The sequence below is a fragment of the Levilactobacillus koreensis JCM 16448 genome (assembly GCF_001435525.1).
In the GTDB taxonomy this organism is placed as follows: Bacteria; Bacillota; Bacilli; order Lactobacillales; family Lactobacillaceae; genus Levilactobacillus; species Levilactobacillus koreensis.
Genome location: NZ_AZDP01000119.1, coordinates 24949 through 45421 on the forward strand (window position 1 = coordinate 24949; position 20473 = coordinate 45421).

Below are 20473 nucleotides of genomic sequence, written 5' to 3' on the forward strand. Positions count from 1 at the left end.
TTGGGCAAACTAACGTGTCCTCACGCCAAAGAGTGGCTCCCATTTGAACCACATTTTTGGCCTCAAAGACACCGAAATTTTACATCTCTTCTGACCGGTGCATCCCCCGTGATGGGAAAACCATCACTTGTAGCCACCAGCCGGCAGACATAATAATTCGACTTACCATTCTACACGTGTTTCCTGGATAAATAAAGTAAACTGACTGCACTAAATTTAGGCACACTAGTGTTGGTCAACTATCACCGAATTTGCCAACGCGTGCGTCTTTATCTCGGCTTCTAAACGGCAACTTTGCTATAATATAGGGGAACTTTTTCGGGGGTGAATTTTATGGATCAAGTTTCTTTATTAATCATTCTGACCGCCGCGTTGGTGACGCCGCTGGTGATGGCGAAATTCAAGCTCACCGTCCTGCCCACCGCCGTCGTGGAGATCCTCGTGGGAATCCTGCTGGGGCCCAGTGTCCTCAACATCGTCCACAGTAATTCAACGCTTTCCTTGCTTTCAAACACCGGGGTCATCTTCCTCCTGTTTCTCAGCGGGATGGAGATCGACTTCAGCCTATTCAATCGGCGCAAGCGACCCCAAACACCATTGGCTGCCAAGGTTGCTGGCAATGCACCTAAGTACTCACCCGTCTTTCTGGCCGTCAGCAGCTACGCGGCCATCATGGTGACCTCGTTACTGCTCGGGTTCATTTGCAAATGGACCGGGCTCTTCAAGGACCCGTGGCTAGCCGCCATCATCTTCATGACGATTTCACTAGGGATCGTCATTGCGACCTTAAAGGAAAAAGAATTATTGAGTAAGCCGTTCGGCCAAACCGTGCTACTGGTGGCCGCACTGGGTGAAATCGTGCCGTTGTTCTCACTGACCGTCTACGCGTCGATCTTCGGTGACAGCAGTAAGTCCCTGTGGCTCCTTCTACTAGTCTTTCTAGCTGCCGGCGTCTTGTTCCGCCGGTTCAAACCGTTCTTCACCTTCTTTGAGAGCATCAATAAGTCGACCACGCAACTCGACATTCGACTGGCGTTCTTTCTGATTTTTAGCTTGGTCGTCATCGCCGAATCCGTGGGGGCCGAGGGAATTCTCGGTGCCTTCGTTGCCGGTATCGTCATGAAGCTCCTGCAACCCCAAGAGGACACTATGGTCCGGCTGGACGGCATCGGGTATGGCTTTTTCATCCCCATCTTCTTCATGATGAGTGGGGCCGACCTCAACCTACGGACGTTACTAGCCGACCCGGCGACGCTATTGCTGATTCCGGCCTTTTTCGCCGCTTATCTACTATCAAAAGCCGCCGTCTACTTCATCTTGCGGCTTCGGTTCAAGCGCGGTAACGCCTTTGCTGGGACTGCCATCTCGGCGGCGACCATCACTATGGTTCTGGCCGTCTTGCAAGTCGCCAAGTCCATGAAGGTCGTCACCACACAACAATCCGGTGCCTTCCTGCTCGCCGCCATTCTCACCTGCGTACTTGGCCCGCTGCTCTTTAACACCGGCTACTCCGCCGAAGCTGAGGACTTGAAGAAGTCGACTGTCCACTTTATCGGTACCAATTTGCTCACGGTTCCCGTCGCTCAGCAGTTGGCCGACAGTTGGTACGACATCACCATGTACACCGACAAGGAAGCCAACTTCAAGACGTACAACTCCGAGGTCAATGCCAAATTATTGACCTCACTGGACACCGAATACGTTGAATCTCAGGACGCATTCGACGCGGAAATCGTCGTGCTCGGCCACTTCAACGCCACCAAAAACTACGAACTGGCCAAGGCCGCCAAAGCTTACGGTGTCAACCGGGTCATCGTGCGCTTTGAGGATCGCAACGTCTTGGATGCGCGAGAAGACGAGCTGACCGGCCTCGGCATTGAAGTCTACAACACGCCGAACGTCAACATTGCCATGCTCCGCAGCTTGATTGAAGCGCCAACCACGCTACGCCTGCTGACAGCATCGACCTCTGCCGTCTACGAAGTGGCCTTACGTAACCGCCGTTACACCGACCAAGAGATCCACAGTCTGCCGTTCGTCAAGGACATCACCATCAGTCAGATTTTCCGTGAGGGCCACTTCATTCGACCAACCGGGAGCACCACGCTCAAATTCAACGACCGGATTATCTTCACCAGTAGCCTTGACACTGCGCGTGAGATTCGGCGTGAATTGGGGATTTTGAACTAGGGGTTGTGCGAAAATGGTGCACTGCTTCCGCCCGCTCACGTTGAGCTCTGCCCACTGGGACTGGCTAATCTACGGTACGCTTACATCTAAGCAATATCCTAAAATTTTCAGTTAAAATGAACTATTATTAAGCAAAGCGATTGGCGTTGTTTGCGGGCAATTCTGATAATACTTCTAAATTAATTGCAATCCGCACTAGTAACCGCTTACCTTGCCGTAAGTCATTTAAAAGCCAGACCATAACTGTTACACTAGCAATCTAGTGTCGTTGGTGACTACCGTTTGAGATTAAACAGCCACCACCACTAGTTAACACCCAGCGCATCTGACAAGCATCTTCGCCACTGCGCCGCACCTTACAACTTATTATCAAAGGAGACCAAAACATGGCATCAGTTGAAATCTACTTGGTCCGTCACGGCCAAACCTATTTAAACAAGTACCACCGTATTCAAGGGTGGTCCGACTCACCCCTGACCGACAAAGGAATCGCGGACGCTAAACGGGCCGGTGAGCGGCTCTCTAAGCTATCATTTGCTGCTGCCTACGCTAGTGACACCACGCGGGCACAAAACACCGCTAAGCGCATTTTAGCCGCTAATGATGCCCCCGTTGCCTTGACGACCGAACCCGCCTTCCGCGAAGAAAACTTTGGCTTCTTTGAAGGGATGGACACCGGTATGACCTGGCACACGTTGGGAACCCCAATCGGTCTGGACTCCTTCAACGCCATGATTGCTAAGCTCACCATCGAAAAAACAAAGGACATGTTCAAGGCGCAAGATCCCTTTGGCGATGCTGAAGACAACGCCGAGTTCTGGGCCCGGGTCCAACCCGGCTTGGACAAAGTCATCGCCGCAGCTAGTGATGGCGACCACATCTTGATTGCCACCCACAGCACGACCATCCGGAGCATCGTGTCGAAATATTCCGACATCGATGTCTCCGTTGCTGTTGATAACGGCAGTATCACCAAGCTAACCGTGAAAGACGGTCACTACAAGGTCAATTACTATAACAACACTGAGGGTAAAGTGAAGTAACTCCCCTTACACAAAAGGCTCCGCCGACGATAATGTCAGCGGAGCCTTTTGTGACTAATCTTTCTGAAGACTGGTGCTCTTCCAGTCTGAAGCGTCCCCACAGCAGGCGAAATCCCTGGCAGCCGCAGTGCGGACGTTCTTTGCCATCCCCCACTGCAACCAAAAAAGCACCGCAACCATCACAGCCACAGTGCTTTCAACCTTACTTTTTAATCAACGAGGCCTCATGTGCCCGCTGAGTGTACATGCCGATTTCATCATCGGCAGCACGAACCCAGTGATGAGGTGCGATTTCAACCAGTGTCCGTTCCTTACCATCGCCTTCGTTGCTGGCGTCGTACGCAATTTCTTCACGGGTCCGTTCGAACTCGGGATCAGGAACTGGGACGGCGGACAGCAGGCTCTTGGTGTAGTCGTGCAGTGGGTGAGCGTAGATTTCGTCAGAATCGGCAATTTCTAGCATCCGACCATAGTGCATGACCCCGATTCGGTCCGAAATATACTTGACCATGGACAAGTCATGGGCGATGAACAGGTACGTTAAGCCCTGTTCACGCTGGAGTTTCTTCATCAAGTTAACCACTTGGGCTTGAATCGACACGTCCAAAGCAGAGATGGGTTCATCGGCAATCACAAACTTAGGATCGACGGCCAGGGCCCGGGCAATCCCAATCCGTTGGCGTTGGCCACCAGAGAATTCGTGGGGGTACCGACTGGAGTGGTCCTTGTTCAGACCCACCGTTTCCAGTAAGTCCTCGACCTTTTTACTCCGGTCAGCATCGTCCTTAGCCAAATGGTTGATGTCGATTCCTTCAGCCACGATGTCCTTAACCTTCATCCGGGGGTTCAGTGAAGCATACGGATCTTGGAAGATCATCTGCATGTCTTGACGGAACTCGCGTTGTTCGGCCTTGCTGGTAAATGTGTCAACGTTCTTACCGTTGAACAGAATTTCACCAGCGGTTGGCTCGTACAAGTGAATGATGGCCCGACCGGTCGTGGTCTTCCCAGAACCAGATTCCCCAACGAGTCCAAAAGTCTCACCCTTGTAGATATCAAACGAGATATCATCAACGGCCCGGACTTCATCGGGTTTTCCCACGTTGAAGTACTGTTTGAGGTGTTTGACCTCGAGGATTTTTTCGGCATTTTCGTAGTCCATTATTGCTGTTCCTCCTCTTCTTCAACTGGAATACTTGGTCGTTGTTGCTTAACCAAGTCCTTTTGCATCTCAGCATACTTCTTTTGCCGAGCCACGATTTGATCGGGTGGCGTCACCTTAGGGGCATCCGGATGTAGCAGCCAAGTTGCGGCGTAATGTGTGTCGGATACCTTAAAGAATGGCGGTTCTTGTTCCGTATCGATCTTTAGTGCGTAGGCGTTCCGGGCAGCAAAGGCATCCCCAGTTGGTGGATCCAATAAGTCCGGTGGTGTCCCTGGAATCGATGGCAATTCATCGCCACCAGTATCCAGCGTTGGCATGGAGCTCAACAGGCCCCACGTGTACGGATGCTTCGGGTTGTAGAAAATTTCATCAACCGTTCCGTATTCAACGATTTTTCCAGCATACATGACGGCGACCCGGTCGGCCATACCGGCCACGACACCCAAGTCATGCGTGATGAAAATGATCGACGTGGAAATCTTGTCTTGCAATTCCTTCATCAAATTCAGAATCTGGGCCTGAATCGTCACGTCCAGTGCGGTCGTGGGCTCATCGGCAATCAGAATTTCTGGGTAATTGATCAAGGCAATGGCAATGACGATCCGTTGCCGCATCCCACCTGAGAATTGGTGCGGGTAGTCATTGATTCGGTTCTCGGCGTCGGTGATCCCGACTAATTTCATCATTTCCAAAGCTTGTGCTAAGGCTTTTTCTTTCTTCATACCCTTGTGAACCATCAGGGGTTCGGCGATTTGCCGCCCAATCTTCATGGTTGGATCCAAAGACGTCATCGGGTCTTGGAAGATTTCGGCGATGTCTTGGCCCCGAATACCTTCCATTTCCTTTTCCGTCTTCTTCAAGAGGTCTTCCCCTTTGTACATGATGGTCCCGCTGGTAATGTCAGCGTTTCGGGCGTTCAAGCCCATGATTGTCCGGGTGGTTACGGATTTACCGGAACCAGATTCCCCAACAATGGCCAGGGTCTCCCCTTTACGTAAATCAAAGCTAACGTTCCGGATCGCCTTAACGTCACCGGCATAGGTCTTGAAGTTAACTTGTAAGTTGCGCACTTCCAAAATATCTTTTTCGTTATCCATGACGTGACTTCACCTACTCTTTCGTCCGCGGGTCAAACGCATCCCGCAAGCCATCACCCAAGAGGTTGAAGGCTAACATGATGATGGAAAGAATCAACGCTGGCCACCACATTTGATATGGCAGGAATTGGAAGTTCTTCTGTCCATCGTTCAACAACGTCCCTAGTGAAGCCTGTGGTGAGGAAATCCCGATCCCAATGTAGGACAAGGTGGCTTCGAAGAAGATGGCGTTCGGGATGGTAAACATCGTATTAATAATGATGACACTCGAGAGGTTCGGGAGCAAGTGTTTAAAGGCAATCTTGATTGGTCGCTCACCCAGCGTTCTAGCCGCCAAGATAAACTCCTGTTCCTTCAACTCCAACGTCTGCGCTCGGACTAGCCGGGCCATGTTGACCCAAGACGTCAGCGCGATGGCGATAATGATCGAGGTCATCCCGGGTTTCAGGATCAAGATCAGTAGGACAATAACGACTAAGTTAGGAATGGACAGGATGATTTCGATGATCCGTTGCATGATGGTATCAATGCGACCACCCTTCCAGCCAGAGAACATCCCGTACGTGACCCCAATCGTTAAGTCAAATAACGTGGCCACTAACGCAATGATCAAGGAGATTCGTGTCCCGTAAAGAACCCGCGAGAACAAGTCCCGACCTAAGTAGTCGGTCCCCATGATGTAATGGGCCCCACTGGCACCGGCAGCCTTATAGGCGTCGATTCGTTCGCCGGCTTGGACCAAGGTCCCGTTAAACCCGTTGATGCTAATACCAGGAATCTTAGACGGTAAGTTGGCATAAGCTGGGTGTACGGCATTGGGATCGTGTGGTGAAACGAAGATGGACCCAAAGGCCATGATGAAGACGACCACCAGTACGATCAAGGAGACCCAAGCCCCCTTGTTTTTCTTTAACCGCCGCCATGCATCTTGTGCGAAAGTTAAAGAGGGTGCTGCAATTTTTTCACTATCTAACGCCGCCCGATCATCGGACGTAATTGGCTTAAAGCTATCTTCAGGGAGTTTTACTGTATCTGCCATTTATTTACCTCCTAGTTAGCCTTTCCTGTGAGCCGAATCCGCGGGTCAACGATTCCGTAGAGGATATCGGTGATCAACAGAACGACACACAACATGAATGAATAGACGATGGTTAAGCCCATGATGGTCGGGTAGTCGTTGGTCAAGACGGACTTGACGAATTGTTCCCCGATACCAGGAATGGAGAAAATGTTTTCAACAACCATGGACCCGGTCATGATGTTCACGGCCAGCGGCCCCACGATGGTAATCAGTGGAATCAAGCTGTTCCGGAGCGCATGGTGATAGATGACACCGGTTCTATTCAGTCCCTTGGCCTTGGCTAACTCAATGTAGTCTGAACTCAACACGTCGACCATTTCGGTCCGGACGAACCGAGCGGATTCAGCCAACGGTTGTGCTCCCAAGGCTAAGGTTGGCAATACCGTGTAGATAAAGCCACCCCATTCAGCGATTGGGAACCACCCCGCCTTTAAGCCCAAGTAGTACTGTAACAGTACGGCTAAGACGAAGGAAGGAATTGAAATCCCTAAGATGGAAACCACCGTGGTCGTCGTGTCAGCCCACGTATTTTGCTTCATTGCGCCGAACGCACCGATGATAACTCCCAAAATGACCCCAATGATCATGGCCTGCAGCCCAATCTGCAAGGATGGTCCGATCCGACTTGAAATCAAGTAGGACACGGGTTGGTCACTGAATTGGAAGGAAGTTCCGAAGTCACCTTTGACCGCACCCGCCAGGTACAGCAAGTACTGCTGCCAAACTGGCTTGTTCAACCCATACTGTTCGTAAATCAGATGGATCTGACTCTTAGAGAGCTTGGCTTGGTTGGTCAGTGGCGTCCCGGGCAACAACTTCATCAGGAAAAACGTCACGGTAATCACAATGAATAAGGTCAGGATCAGATAGAAGATCCGCTTTGCTAGGTACTTTGCCATTTGTTTACCTCTCAATCAGTAGACTTATTCGTTACCGTTAAGTTATCAAACTTAACAAAAACTCCACGAAAACAACAAGACAATAAATGATTGCAATAATACCGAAAAGTAAGGATCAACTCGCGTTAATCCTTACTCCCCGATAAAACTTATTAAGTCGGTTACCCGACAGTGATCACTGAGTTAACAAAAACTTACTTGATGTAGGCCTTACTGAAGTCCCAGTTAGCGCCGGTTGGGAAGTAAACTAATCCCTGAACCTTAGACTTGACGAGTTGGGCTTTCCCTTGTTGGTAAACTGGGATGATCCCTTGTTCGTTCAAGATGGTCTTTTGTGCGTTAACTAAGTCGTTCCAACGAGCAGCATCGTTGTTAGCGTCCTTACCAGTTGCATCGCCTACGTAAGTATCGTAAGCCTTGGAAGACCACTTCCCGTTGTTGTAAGAGTTACCAGAAGTGAAGAGTGATAAGAAGGAGATTGGGTCTGGGAAGTCGGCACCCCATGCGGAGATAACGGCATCGAAGTCACCACTTTGAGAACGAGCAAGCCGCGTCTTGAATGGCAGGTTGCTGTTCGTGACCTTGATGTTGCCCAACTTAGCCCATTGACTCTGAATGAATTCAGCTGAGTTCTTACCAGCTGGCGTGTCGTCAGCGGTTAAGGTCAGTGAGTAGTTTGAACGACCAGTTTCCTTCAGAGCTTCCTTCCAAAGTTGCTTAGCTTTCTTCAGATTGTAGCTCGTAGCTGAAGGAACAGCGGCATCGGTGTTGAAGTCCTTACCCTTGTTTTCAGCCAAACCGGTTGAAACTAAGCCGGTTGAAACGGTTGAACCATCTTGGAGCACCTTGTTCACAAATTGGTCCCGGTTGATGGCCATTGATAAGGCTTGACGAGCCTTCTTGTTCTTCATCATTGAATCTTTCTTTTCGTTCAATTCAATGTAGAAGGTTGAAGCACTCTTCCGTTCAACGTACTGCTTAGAGTTCTTGTAGTTCTTTGGTTGTTGACCACTCAGGTAAGTTGCATCCAACTTGCCACTTTGGTACTGACTCAAAGCCGTTTGCGGATCCTTCATCGTCTTGAAGTTGATCTTCTTCAGTTTAACATTCTTTGCGTTCCAGTACTTAGTGTTTTTGCTCATTGACCAGTTATCAGACGTCCCAGTCCAGTATGTCAACTTGAATGGACCGTTGTAGACGTTATCCTGGGCGTTCGTTGCGTATTTCTTACCGTATTTTTGAACAACTGATTCATTTTGTGGGAAGAACATTGGACTGGCTACCAATGAAGGGAAGTAACTAGTTGCCTGTGTTAACGTTACAACAACCTTGTAATCCCCAACGGCCTTGATACCTAAAGTAGAAACGGCCTTCTTCTTGTTCATGATAGCGTTGGCGTTCTTAACCTGCGCGTACATGTAGGCGTACTGTGAAGCTGTCTTCGGGTTGACCGTCCGTTGCCAGGCGTAAACGAAGTCTTTAGCGGTTACCTTGTCGCCGTTGCTCCAGTTAGACTTCCGTAAATTGAAGGTGTACGTCTTCCCATCCTTAGAAACCTTGTAGCTCTTGGCTACCCCAGGATGAATACTACTTTCCTTACCAATCCGTAAGAGACCTTCACCGGTGTTGTTAATGGTTTCTCCTGAAACGACATCAGTTGCGGTGGAAGCGTCCATTGATGGTAACGCTGAACTTTCCATCCAATTTAACGTTTGCTTGCTGGATTCTGAGCTGTTAGATGATGACCCACACGCTGCGAGTAAAACCGCCGCGAACGTTGCCACCGTCCCTAGTTTGACTGCCGAATTAATCTTCATTTTAATTCCAACCCCTCTTAGTTGTTTGAGCAATGAATTGACAACCTCAAATTTGATGTTTCCAATTGTATATTAGAAATTAATTAAAATCAATGGTAAATGATAAATTATTTTAACAAACTTGTTATAAACACCGTCACATAGGTGTTTAAAATGAAAAATTAAAATCTGATGTCACATTTAAAACGAGTAAAAATAAGCTTTCTTGCATACGATATACAGAAAAGTGACCTTAATCTGGCAAACTTAGTCATGATTTACTCACAAAGTTGTTACCTGTTACTCACAGTCAGTAAACTCTCATAATTCGGTTAACAGCTTACACAAAATATACTGCTTGCACTGCGGCTGTCAGGGATTACGTCTGACCTCCTCCGACTCTGATTAGCCCCTGACACAGTCAACGTTAAAAAATGACTCTCTCTGACCTACCAATAATCAACTTAGAAAATTCTAAGTAACTGATTTGCGACGCTAATGTTATCTCTACTGGCCCCATCGACCGATCATGTGAGTCGAGAGGCCGGTAGATATGGGCTCAGGCGCGTCGTTCTACTTGGTCGGCGTTTCTGGTCGGCTTAGTAGGAAAACGATCTTGAAGACTCGGCACTTTCAAGAATTGAAGTTGCGTTTGCACTGTTTCCAGCCCATATCTGGCGGCCGATATTTCAAGTTTGCCAAACTTTACCTAAATCCCCAGTAAAAGCGTTAATTTACCGACGCTAGCCGATGAGCATGTTATACTCATCTTATAGACAATTAAGGAGGGTGATCCTTTGGAAGAAGCCCCACGAACACCGGTCATCACGATTGGGTTAAATGCTGGTCAAGCCACGTTTAACTACTCGATGACTGAACTGAAGAATCTGGTAGAAGCGAACAACATGACCGTCGTTGAGGAGATTCAACAAGCCTTAGCGAAGCCACAACCTGGTACTTATTTTGGGACCGGGAAAGTTGAAGAGCTGGCTACGATTGTAGCTGACGACGGTGTCGACATCATTGTCGTTAACGATGAGCTGACCCCTAGCCAGATTCGGAACCTCGAAAACGTCACGAAAGCCCGGATCATTGACCGGACCGGCTTGATTCTGGAAATCTTTGCTAACCGCGCACAATCCCGCGAAGCTAAATTGCAGGTCCAATTGGCCATGCTTCAATACCAACTGCCCCGGCTGCACACCAGCGCTTCACAACGGCTGGACCAACAGACCGGTAGCGGTGGTGGCGGTGGCTTTACCAACCGTGGTGCCGGTGAATCTCAGACTGAAATGAGTCGGCGGACCATTCAGCGGTCCATCAATCACGTCAACCATGAGCTAAAGGAAATCAACCAAGCGGCCGCGACCCAACGCCAACAACGGGAACGCAATCAACTGCCTTCCGTAGCTTTGGTCGGCTATACCAACGCCGGGAAATCAACGCTGATGAACGCTCTAGTCCGGCAGTTTGGGAAGAGCGAAGAAAAACAAGTCTTCGTTAAAAACATGCTGTTCGCCACGTTGGATACCAGTGTCCGGCAACTGACCTTCCCCGACCAAAAGAAGATGCTCCTCAGCGATACGGTTGGATTCGTTAGTCAGTTACCAACTCAATTAGTCCAAGCCTTCCGCTCCACGTTAGCCGAAGCTGCCAGCGCCGACCTTTTAATTCAGGTCGTTGACTATGCTGACCCTAACCGGGAAGCCATGATGGCGACCACGGAACAGACGCTGCACGAGATTGGCGTCAATGACGTTCCCATGATCACGGTCTTCAACAAGGCTGATTTGACCGAAGCCGACTACCCAAGTCGCGCCGGTGACCAACTCATTCTGTCGGCCCAAGACGATGCCTCCGTTAAGATGCTCGTCGACGCCATGAAGGAAAAGGTTTTCCACAACTACGTGACTGCCAACTTCTTAGTCCCATTTGCGGATGGTGAAGTTGTGGCCTACCTCAACGACAATGCCCACGTCCTCAACACGGATTACGAAGCTGAAGGCACCGCGCTTAAGGTTGAACTCCAACAAGCCGACTTCGACCGCTTCAAGAAATATGTCGTGACCGATTAAAAGGTTTTCCGGTTTATATAAAAAGCGCCCCACCACCTTAGTTGGTGAGGTACTTTTTTGATGCCACTATTTTTCTTATCTTTTGGCTGTGTGGTAGCTTGATAAAATATTTAATACCAAATTCTGTGTGTCTCTGAAAACCTGTCTAAGATTGAGCGAGTAACACGCGAAGTTAAGCTCGGACGACACCCATGGAAATAGTCATCCATCTAACTTAAATTCAAAACTAGTTCTGGAACTCAACGCCTATCTTGAACGAAACACAATCAAAGCCGGAGGAAGTCAGGGATGCAGCCAGCCGTGAAGGTGCTGTTGGCTGGCGATTCATCAGCCAGCTTACAGCACGGGCGACTTTGAAGACACGTGGTCTTCGTGGCTTCAAATCGAGCGAGAAGACTGGTGTTCTTCCAGGCTGAAGCGTCCCCACAGCAGGTGGAATCCCTGGCAGCCGCAGTGCGACCATCCCAACGCTACAAAAATAGCCGACAACTAAACCGTCATCGACTACCCATTTACACATATTAAGCTTGGCGTTTCTCCAAGTAACGAGCCAGAACGGACAAGCAGTAGCACACGACAAAGTACATCAGCGCGATTGCCACGAACATTGGAATAATGTAGTTTGTGTTCTGCCCGTAAATGATCTGCGAACGATACAACATTTCTGGCAAGAGAATGATGGTTGCCAGCGACGTATCCTTAACCAGTGAGATAAACTGACTCACAATGGCTGGAATCATCTTGACCATGGCTTGGGGTAACACAATGTGCCACAAGCCTTGCCAGTAGGTCAACCCATTAGCCCGGGCCCCTTCCATTTGGCCAGGGTCGACCGCTTGAATCCCCGAACGGACAATTTCTGCCAGCATGGTGGATTCGAAAATGGTCATGGCTAAAATGGCGGCTGGAATGATTTCCGGCTTAACCCCCAGGTTGGGGAGACCAAAGTAAGTAAAGAACAGAATTAAAATCAACGGCAGATTACGGATCACGTCAATAATAACCCCGACGATAGCCGAGAAATACTTAATCTTAACGTACCGGATGACCCCGAGGATCGACCCGATAATAAAACTCCCGATGATGGAGACGACGGAAACCAGGATGGTAATTCCTAGACCCCCAAACAGGTAGCGTAGGTTATCTGGGGAGTAGGCATCAATAAAGTTTTGTAACATCGTTATTCTCCTCCCCTTAAGCTAACCGTTTTTCTAGATAGCGCATGTAGTAACTGATTGGCAGCGTGATGACCAGGTACAGAACCCCGACCGCTGAGTACGCCGCAATGGTTTCCAGCGAGCTCGACGCGATAACGTTCCCTTGGTACATCAAATCAAAGCCACCCACGAAGGCCAACGTTGATGAGTTCTTCACCAAGTTGACGAACTGGTTCCCTAATGGCGGAATCACGTAGCGGAAGGCTTGTGGCAAGATGATGTGCCGCATGGCTTGCCAGAAAGATAACCCGTTGGCACGGGCCCCCTCCATCTGACCAGAATCAACGGATTGAATCCCCGCTCTGACCGTTTCAGCGATAAAGGCTGAGGTGTAGAGCGTAAGGCCAATCGTCCCGGCGGTGAACCCGTTCATTTTGATCACGTATAACGGGAAGACCACGTAGAAGAACATGGTAATGACCAGTAAAGGAATATTCCGGAAAATTTCGATGTAGACCCGGGCGATTCCCCGAGCAACTTTACTAGGGGATTCTTCGAGTAAGGCAAAGAACGTCCCGAGAATCAGACTAAAGACCAGCGCGAGAATACTGCAAAGCAAGGTCTGACCTAATCCATAAAGGAGTGTGCCCCAATAGTTTTGAAAGATATGAATCATTCTTTAGCCGCCTCCTCGTAGTCAAAGCCCGACACGTTGTGGAACCACTTGTGTAAGAGCCGATTGTAAGTGCCGTTAGCCCGCAATTCCTTCAAAGCCTTATCGGTTGCGTTCTTAAGCGGTATTTGGTTCTTGTCCATAGCGATCCCGTAAGGTTCGGAGACGAAGGTTCCCCCGGTAACCTCATAGCCTGGGTTTTGCACGGACATCCCGTAAAGGATCCCGTTATCGGTCGTCAGCGCTTGGCCTTGGCCGGACTTCAAAGCCGTCATGGCTTGCGCGTAGTCGGTCAACTGTAAGACCTTGGCGTTGGGCGCAACCTTGGCCACGTTTTCAACGGAGTCAGAGCCGACAACCCCAAGGACCGTCCCTTTTTGTTTATTTAAATCCTTAACGTTCTTGATCGAACTGCCCTTCTTGACCAGCAGTGATTGCCCGGCAAAGAAGTACGTATTGGAAAAGGCAACTTGTTTCCGCCGCTCTGGCGTATTGGTCATGGTCGCGATAATGGCATCAATGTTCCCATTTTTCAACATTGGCATCCGCGTTGAACTCGTGACCTGAATGAACTTGGCCTTCCCTTTAGATCCCAGCATCTGCTTCGTCAGTGCCTTGGCTAAATCGACTTCAAACCCTTTGATCTTGCCATCCTTGGTGTCGAGCAATCCGAAGAGTCGGGTGTCCGCCTTAACTCCCCAAGTGATGGTTTTTGTCTGTTGGTCGGTCTTTAGCACGTTGCGTTGTGATAATGGCTTACTGCCACAAGCACTCACGACGATTGTTAGCGTGACCAGGGTCAGCAGTAGGCCAAGATTACGAATCAATCTTTTCATGGTTAGCTTCCTCCCCTGATTAGTGTGTCAAAATCTTGCTAAGGAATTGACGAGCCCGTTCGTTAGTCGGTTCGCCGTCAAAGAATTTCTCCTTGGTATCGTCTTCCAAAATACGACCGTCAGCCATGAAGATAACCCGGTTAGCCACTTCACGAGCGAAACCCATTTCATGAGTCACAACTAATGACGTCATACTGGAGTCCCGAGCAATGGTCTTCATAACGTTCAGCACATCATCGATCATTTCGGGGTCCAACGCACTGGTTGGTTCGTCAAATAAGAGACACTTAGGCTTCATCGCTAATGACCGGGCAATGGCGATTCGTTGCTGTTGCCCACCAGAAAGCTGAGAAGGCATCTTGGGTGCTTGGTCCGCTAAACCAACGCGGTCCAGCATTTCCATGGCCACCTTCTTGTTTTCATCTTCGCCACGGTGGAGCACGATGCGCGGTGCCAGCATGATGTTTTCTAGAATCGTCTTGTTCGCGTATAAATTAAAATGTTGGAAAACCATCCCAACGTTCTTCCGAATCCGGTTCATATCGGTCTTCGGGTTGGCTAGGTCTTGACCATTAACGATCAATTGACCATGCCGAATCTGTTCCAGCCCATTAACCGTCCGAATCAGCGTTGACTTCCCGGAACCAGATGGCCCAATCAAAACCACGGTCTCCCCGGCTTCAATCGTTAAATTAATATTATGCAGCGCGTGAAAGTCGCCGTAGTACTTTTCCACGTTGTGAAATTCAATCATTGACATATGTTTTCCCTCCACTAGTTATTCTTTTACCGTAATCGGTCTTACTAGCGCCCCAATTAGCTCGTTGGATCTGCGAAACATTCCAGCGCTAAGCACACTTCTCGTGAAAGCTTTTTTGGTGTCTAAATTAAAGTTTAAACCAAAAATTTTACCCGGTCAAAACAAACCGCTTGGGGTTCCCCAACCCCGGTGACGATTTAAGGTCAAAAATATTAGATGTACCACGGTTTTGCGTCTCGAACCGAACATTAAAAGTTTTTTTCTGGACCCCCAGCAACTGGTCTAACCACCGGTCGCTCTAAGTTTGATTGTCCGTATCGTTTTTAGCTGACACCACCATGTTAGCCACACAGCCTGTTTTCAGGTTACACCATCACCTGCAGATTGGTTAATTCACATACTAGGTAACCCTTTTGATGAAACTCTTCCTATTAAATAGTTTCAAAGTCCATGTATGGCGGTAATGGTACCGTTTACTTTCTATTTCGTTGGCTGTCAGATATGGGGGCCTCGAACAGTGCGCACCTGATCCCATATCCGGTGACCTCTCGACTTACATGGCGGTTCTCTGACAACTCCCTAACCTTCGTCATCCGGTTGGGACAAATTTCGTAGAGCACATGCAGGTTTCAACGACTAGCTTAGTACAGAACACAATCAGCCGGAGTGTGGACAGTTCACGCAAAAAAGCCACCTGACCGAATTGGGCAGGTGGCTAAAAACACTAACTTTAATGGTGGTAACGTGAGGTCCGCGTCATTGGTTCTGAATCCGAGTCTGAACCCGCATCGCGTTCCGCTGACCGAGACGTGCGACTCATTGTGCCTGGTTCGTCGTAACGTGACACCCGCGTGTTAGCAGTGGGCGTTGTCAGCGGTTCTTGCGGCTGATCATCGCTCTGGTGCTTATAAGCCAATTGAACGGCTACGGTAAACGGATTATCTTGTTCGATCAGGTTCGTCCGACCGAGCACCTTGAAGGGGCCCCCCACCAACGTAGCGTTGGCGAGGTACAGTTCAAATTGGTCACAAACGTCAGCGACATTCTGTAACCCAACCGTACTAACGACCCCCACCCGCTGTTTTTCGGCCTGATTGATGCCGGCGTACACGACGAGTTGGTTATTTTCGGTCTGCATTTCAAAGTAAGGAATTAAGACGCCAGGACCCGAAGCATAGACTGGCTTGCCTAAGCGTTGGGTCTGTTCCATAATTTCTCGATCGCCTAATCCAGAGTAGTCGAGTTGCAACAACTGATTCTGCTGCAAGCGCGTGGCTAGTTGCTGGATACTTGCCGTTTCCGTTGCCGACGACGTTAACTTACCGGGCAAAATCTTCTTTTCATCAAAGTACCCGTTGGCTGGAATATTGCGGCCACCTCGTACCATCGGCTTGGTATCCTCAAGGTCGGCATCTTTCGGTTTCATGTGTAATAATTTCTCGATTTTTGGTGAAATATCGAACGGCGCCTTTTTGGTCGTGAAATAGTAAACGGTGTTGAGATAGACAAAGTAGATCATAATCAATGCCACCAGCAGAATCAACAGTCCCCAGAATGGGTGACCATTTTGCAGGTAACGAACGGCGATATAAAACAGATATAGATCGCCCAACGCCCCTAAAATCACGTAAATGCGGTTCTTGATCTTAACACTAACGTTGATATAGCCCAGATAGTGGTTGACCATGTCAAGGAAACTAAGCATGTTGCGGTCCCCCTTTCTTCATTATTGACCCGTGGTGTCGTTGGTGTTAGCCGTACTATGACTGTACGTGCTAGCTCCGGTGTCATCGTTGGTCGTCGTGGTATCGTCACTAGCTGAGTTCGTCGACTCCTCAGTCGTGGTGTTGTCATTAGTCGTGGTGGAACTAGCCACACTGGATGACGCCTTCTTCTTAGACGTTGTGGTTCCCGTGCTACCAGTGGTCCCCGTCGTGGTGCCCGTCTCTGATTCAGACGTGCTGTCCGCCGTTGAACTCTGCGTATCCGTTGAGGAACTGTCTTCCGACGAGTCCTTATCCTTACTACTACTCTTAGAAGAATCGGAATCCTTCTTCTTATCACTATCGTCGCTCGACTTCTTCTTGGAGTCACTGGATGACATCCCGCTAACTAGCGATGAACTCGTCGTTGAGACCCGCGACGCCCCTTCATTGGTCTTCGTCACGGTGTTGGTAACCACATTGGTCGCTCCCAGGGCTAAGGCCATCGAGACAATCGCAAATGGCGTGATAAATGGTGGTGTCCGGTACGCCATGTTACATTCCTCCCTACATTACATTGTTTCTTATTAAAATCATTATCCCACGGTAAAACGAAAATACTATCAAAATTCTCTTAATTTTTCACTAAGGCCGCTTCGGTCACGCCAGCCGCCTTGCACTCGGCACACAGGCCGTACAGTTCAAAGCTGTGTCCAGCAATTTCACAACCGGGTAATTGGGCCGTGAAAAAGTCCATTGGACACATCTGTAACTCGATGACCTTACCACAATTTTGACAAATAAAGTGGTGATGATGTTGATGATGAAAGTCACACTGGTACTTGACCCGCGCACGTTCCTGTTCCGTGTTCTGTTCAACGATGCCCACTTCCTCGAATTCCTTCAGGTTGCGATAAACCGTGTTATGGCTCATTCCAGGAAATTCGGTGCGCATGAAAGCATCGACGGTCACCACATCCGTGTAATGACCTTGGTTGGTCAACAAAAACTCTAAGAGTGCGTGCCGTTGCTTAGTCAGCTTTAACTTGTTCTTTTTTAAAATAGCCACAGCGGCGGATAAAGATTCTGCCATGATGGGCGGCCTCCTTGTTTATTTTTATTATGGTTTGACTTGCTAAGTTTTGACGTACTGCAGCTGCTCAGCCACTCAGCGCCCTGTAAGTGTCGCATACTTTTCTAATTAACTCAACTATCGACTACTTCACCGTGTTCCAGGCGGTCCATCAGCTCATCCAGCTTGATCTGTGTCTGTTGCCAGTTGTCATTATTCAACTGAATAGCGCGCCCGCGTAAAGCCAGCGGCATCGTTAAGTCACGACGATATTCTGGGCTGGCTAGACGGTTGGCCATCATGGTTTCATCGTCGCCCCGTTTGCTCAAGCGGTGCGCTAATTTTCCGGAATCACTGACCGTCAAAAAAACAATGACTGCCTGACTGCCGAGTTCATCTGCATAGGTGATGGCGCCCTTGCCGTCCAGCACGATGGTCGCAAATTCCGCCCGTTTGAGACCGGCGGCAATACCTTCCTGCGATGACCCGTAATGGTAGCCCGAATAGAGGACAGACTCCAAGTAGTGGTTCTTGGGAAAACTTTCTTCGGTCTCGAAATAGTAGTCGACACCATCGACTTCACCGGCACGTGGCGGCCGGGTGGTGTGCGTAATAATCTTCGTCGCCGGATAGTGGGTAATCAGGTAATCTTGAACGGTGGTCTTGCCGGTCCCCGTTGCTCCGGTAATCACCAACACTTTACTCTGCATGGGTGTCCTCCAGGTACGTGTTCGCCTGGTCTAACAGGCCCTTTAAATTGTCATAACTCAGCGTCTCGCGGGCCGTTTGATAGCCAAACCAGCCGTATTCGCTGATTTCCTCAACCTGCCGCGTAACGGTCACGTCGGCTGGCACTTGTGACGTGTAGAGAACCACGTGCTTGTGATGGCCATTCTTCATATCATAGTCCAGATCAGCGTGGAACTCCGGATCGATGATCGCTTGAAGCTGAGTCTCCTCACGAATTTCTCTGACGGCCGTTTCGATAGCCGTCTCGTTGCCCTCCACGTGACCCTTGGGGAAGCCCCAGAAGTTACTGGTGGCACTCTTCAACAAGAGGTACTCCGGCTGGTTATTTTTTAAGCGGTAAACGACTGCGCCGCTAGCATTTTCGGTAATCATGGCAAATTGCCCTCCTCGGATTTGAATAGACTTCCTCTATTTTAAATCGAAAACGGCGCTGACGGGTAAAATTTAACTGCATTTCTCAAAAAGTCTGGTTAACTCTCATTGACTTTTAATTTATCCCTAGGGTACACTATGCGAGACATCCCATTTTGAACCGTTTCCAGTCGTTTAATGTGGGGGAAATCGTCATTTAGAAAAAATATTATGGGACGTATCCTCATAATATGTATACAATAGGTTTAAACTAGTTCGTTTTATCCGTATCGGTGGCGCCAAACTCACGCTGACACTCGGAACGGCTAGTCGAGCTACATACTAGCATAGGAGGCTTTTTATGGGACTTTCGCGAATATTTCGCCGCGAACGCTTAGACAACTACTTAAAGAGTGACCAGCACTTTGCCAAAACCATGTCGGCAAAGGACCTGATGTCACTCGGAATCGGTGCCGTGATTGGAACGGGGATCTTCATCCTCCCCGGGACCATCGCCGCGCAATATAGCGGCCCCGGCATCGTTCTATCCTTTCTCATCGCGGCCATCGTGTGTTCCACCGCGGCCATGTGTTACGCGGAGTTCGCCTCCGTTTTACCCGTCGCAGGGTCAGCCTATTCATACGGCAATCTGGTCTTTGGCGAAATCATTGGCTGGGTGCTGGGGTGGGCTTTGATTCTAGAATACGTGTTGGCGGTTGCGGCCGTGGCCAATGCCTTCGGCGCGTATTTCAAATCATTTCTGGCCGGCTTTCACCTCAACATCCCCACGGCAATCTCCGGGCCTTTTGACCCGGGCAACGGGACGTACGGCAACCTCGTCGCTATTCTGGTGGTCTTCTTCATCAGTTGGCTGTTAAATCGGGGGATGCGCGAGTCGATGCGAATCAACAACGCCATCGTTATCGTTAAAATTGCTATCATTATTTTATTCGTGGTCGTGGGAATGTTCTACGTCAAGCCCAGCAACTGGCAACCCTTCGCGCCGTTTGGGTCCAAAGGAATCTTGCGGGGCGCATCGACCGTCTTCTTCGCCTACCTGGGTTTCGATGTGGTCTCCGCATCCGCCGCCGAGGTGAAGAACCCCAAGAAGAATATGCCGATTGGGATCATCGGCACATTGATCGTTGCCACGGTACTGTACATGCTGGTCGCCATCGTGCTGACCGGGATGGTGCACTACACCAAGCTTAACGTTGCCGACCCCGTTGCCTTTGCGCTGACGCTGGTTCATCAAAACTGGACGTCCGGAATCATTTCCCTCGGGGCGTTGGCCGGCATGTTTACCATGATGGTCACCATGATCTACAGCTCGTCACGCCTGATCTACTCGGTCGGTCGTGACGGCCTGTTGCCGAAGTTCTTGGGTAAGATCGACGAAAAGACTGGGACGCCCAAGCATAGTTTGGCCGTGATCACCGTAGTTATTGCGTTACTGGGTGGTTTCGTCCCACTGGCCCAGCTGACCAATCTGGTTAACATCGGGACGTTAGTGGCCTTCCTGTTCGTTTCATTTGGGATCATCCGCCTGCGCCACCTGAAGGACCTGCCCCAAAACTCCGGGTTCAAGGTCCCCTTCTATCCCGTCTTACCCATCATCTCTGGGCTACTGTGTTTTTACATGATGCTCCAACTTCCAGCGGAGACCTGGATCGCATCATCCATCTGGTTCGCATTAGGCCTGATCATCTACTTCAGCTATGGATTGCGTCACAGTCGATTGAACGACCAGGTTTAGTGTAAATTGTGCTTGGCTGGTCGCACTGCGGCTGCCAGGGATTCCGCCTGCTGTGGGGACGCTTCAGAC

The 20473-nt window shown here is 49.5% G+C and carries 18 protein-coding genes; 4 read left to right on the plus strand and 14 right to left on the minus strand.

The window, feature by feature from the left end; genetic code table 11:
• Positions 1-333 precede the first annotated feature (333 nt).
• Both FC99_RS11960 and FC99_RS11965 read left to right on the plus strand, forming a co-directional pair.
• Positions 334-2190: a cation:proton antiporter domain-containing protein gene (locus FC99_RS11960; protein ID WP_048735236.1), complete on the plus strand. Its 1857-nt coding sequence runs from the start codon at positions 334-336 to the stop codon at positions 2188-2190.
• 386 nt (positions 2191-2576) lie between these two features.
• Positions 2577-3233, plus strand: coding sequence for a histidine phosphatase family protein (locus tag FC99_RS11965; RefSeq protein WP_048735234.1), 657 nt, complete (start codon positions 2577-2579; stop codon positions 3231-3233).
• A 202-nt stretch (positions 3234-3435) separates the two neighbouring features.
• Here FC99_RS11965 and FC99_RS11970 read toward each other — a convergent pair whose 3' ends face one another.
• From FC99_RS11970 to FC99_RS11990, 5 genes are all read right to left on the minus strand, one after another.
• Positions 3436-4395: an ABC transporter ATP-binding protein gene (locus FC99_RS11970; protein WP_156166936.1), complete on the minus strand. Its 960-nt coding sequence runs from the start codon at positions 4393-4395 to the stop codon at positions 3436-3438.
• Complete coding sequence (locus FC99_RS11975) at positions 4395-5495, minus strand: ABC transporter ATP-binding protein (RefSeq protein ID WP_048735230.1); 1101 nt, start codon at positions 5493-5495, stop codon at positions 4395-4397. Before FC99_RS11975 ends, FC99_RS11970 begins: the two co-directional genes overlap by 1 nt.
• A gap of 13 nt (positions 5496-5508) precedes the next feature.
• A complete protein-coding gene (locus tag FC99_RS11980) occupies positions 5509-6534 on the minus strand; it encodes an ABC transporter permease (RefSeq protein ID WP_048735227.1) in 1026 nt (341 codons plus the stop codon).
• An 11-nt stretch (positions 6535-6545) separates the two neighbouring features.
• Entirely contained in the window at positions 6546-7475 is a 930-nt protein-coding gene (gene opp3b, locus FC99_RS11985) for an oligopeptide ABC transporter permease (protein ID WP_048735226.1), read from the minus strand.
• A gap of 194 nt (positions 7476-7669) precedes the next feature.
• The gene (locus tag FC99_RS11990; protein ID WP_048735224.1) at positions 7670-9292 is read right to left on the minus strand and encodes a peptide ABC transporter substrate-binding protein; all 1623 of its coding nucleotides are present in this window, start codon (positions 9290-9292) and stop codon (positions 7670-7672) included.
• 776 nt (positions 9293-10068) lie between these two features.
• Here FC99_RS11990 and hflX point away from each other — a divergent pair.
• Entirely contained in the window at positions 10069-11346 is a 1278-nt protein-coding gene (hflX, locus tag FC99_RS11995; protein ID WP_048735222.1) for a GTPase HflX, read from the plus strand.
• Positions 11347-11867: 521 nt separating this feature from the next.
• Here hflX and FC99_RS12000 read toward each other — a convergent pair.
• From FC99_RS12000 to FC99_RS12040, 9 genes are all read right to left on the minus strand, one after another.
• A complete protein-coding gene (locus tag FC99_RS12000; protein ID WP_048735219.1) occupies positions 11868-12524 on the minus strand; it encodes an amino acid ABC transporter permease in 657 nt (218 codons plus the stop codon).
• Positions 12525-12540: 16 nt separating this feature from the next.
• On the minus strand, positions 12541-13179 hold the full coding sequence (locus FC99_RS12005; protein ID WP_048735216.1) for an amino acid ABC transporter permease: 639 nt from the start codon (positions 13177-13179) through the stop codon (positions 12541-12543).
• Positions 13176-14012 (minus strand): transporter substrate-binding domain-containing protein, encoded by an 837-nt coding sequence (locus FC99_RS12010; RefSeq protein WP_048735214.1) that lies wholly within the window; start codon positions 14010-14012, stop codon positions 13176-13178. Before FC99_RS12010 ends, FC99_RS12005 begins: the two co-directional genes overlap by 4 nt.
• 19 nt (positions 14013-14031) lie before the next feature.
• On the minus strand, positions 14032-14772 hold the full coding sequence (locus tag FC99_RS12015; RefSeq protein ID WP_048735211.1) for an amino acid ABC transporter ATP-binding protein: 741 nt from the start codon (positions 14770-14772) through the stop codon (positions 14032-14034).
• Between the two features lie 730 nt (positions 14773-15502).
• Entirely contained in the window at positions 15503-16477 is a 975-nt protein-coding gene (locus tag FC99_RS12020) for a DUF6681 family protein (protein ID WP_048735209.1), read from the minus strand.
• Between the two features lie 21 nt (positions 16478-16498).
• On the minus strand, positions 16499-17029 hold the full coding sequence (locus tag FC99_RS12025; protein WP_048735206.1) for a hypothetical protein: 531 nt from the start codon (positions 17027-17029) through the stop codon (positions 16499-16501).
• Positions 17030-17109: 80 nt separating this feature from the next.
• A complete protein-coding gene (locus tag FC99_RS12030; RefSeq protein ID WP_048735204.1) occupies positions 17110-17568 on the minus strand; it encodes a Fur family transcriptional regulator in 459 nt (152 codons plus the stop codon).
• A 113-nt stretch (positions 17569-17681) separates the two neighbouring features.
• Entirely contained in the window at positions 17682-18257 is a 576-nt protein-coding gene (locus FC99_RS12035; protein WP_048735202.1) for a nucleoside/nucleotide kinase family protein, read from the minus strand.
• On the minus strand, positions 18247-18669 hold the full coding sequence (locus FC99_RS12040) for a bis(5'-nucleosyl)-tetraphosphatase (protein WP_048735199.1): 423 nt from the start codon (positions 18667-18669) through the stop codon (positions 18247-18249). Before FC99_RS12040 ends, FC99_RS12035 begins: the two co-directional genes overlap by 11 nt.
• A 340-nt stretch (positions 18670-19009) precedes the next feature.
• Here FC99_RS12040 and FC99_RS12045 point away from each other — a divergent pair, with 340 nt between their 5' ends.
• Positions 19010-20404: an APC family permease gene (locus tag FC99_RS12045; protein WP_048735196.1), complete on the plus strand. Its 1395-nt coding sequence runs from the start codon at positions 19010-19012 to the stop codon at positions 20402-20404.
• Positions 20405-20473 lie beyond the last annotated feature (69 nt).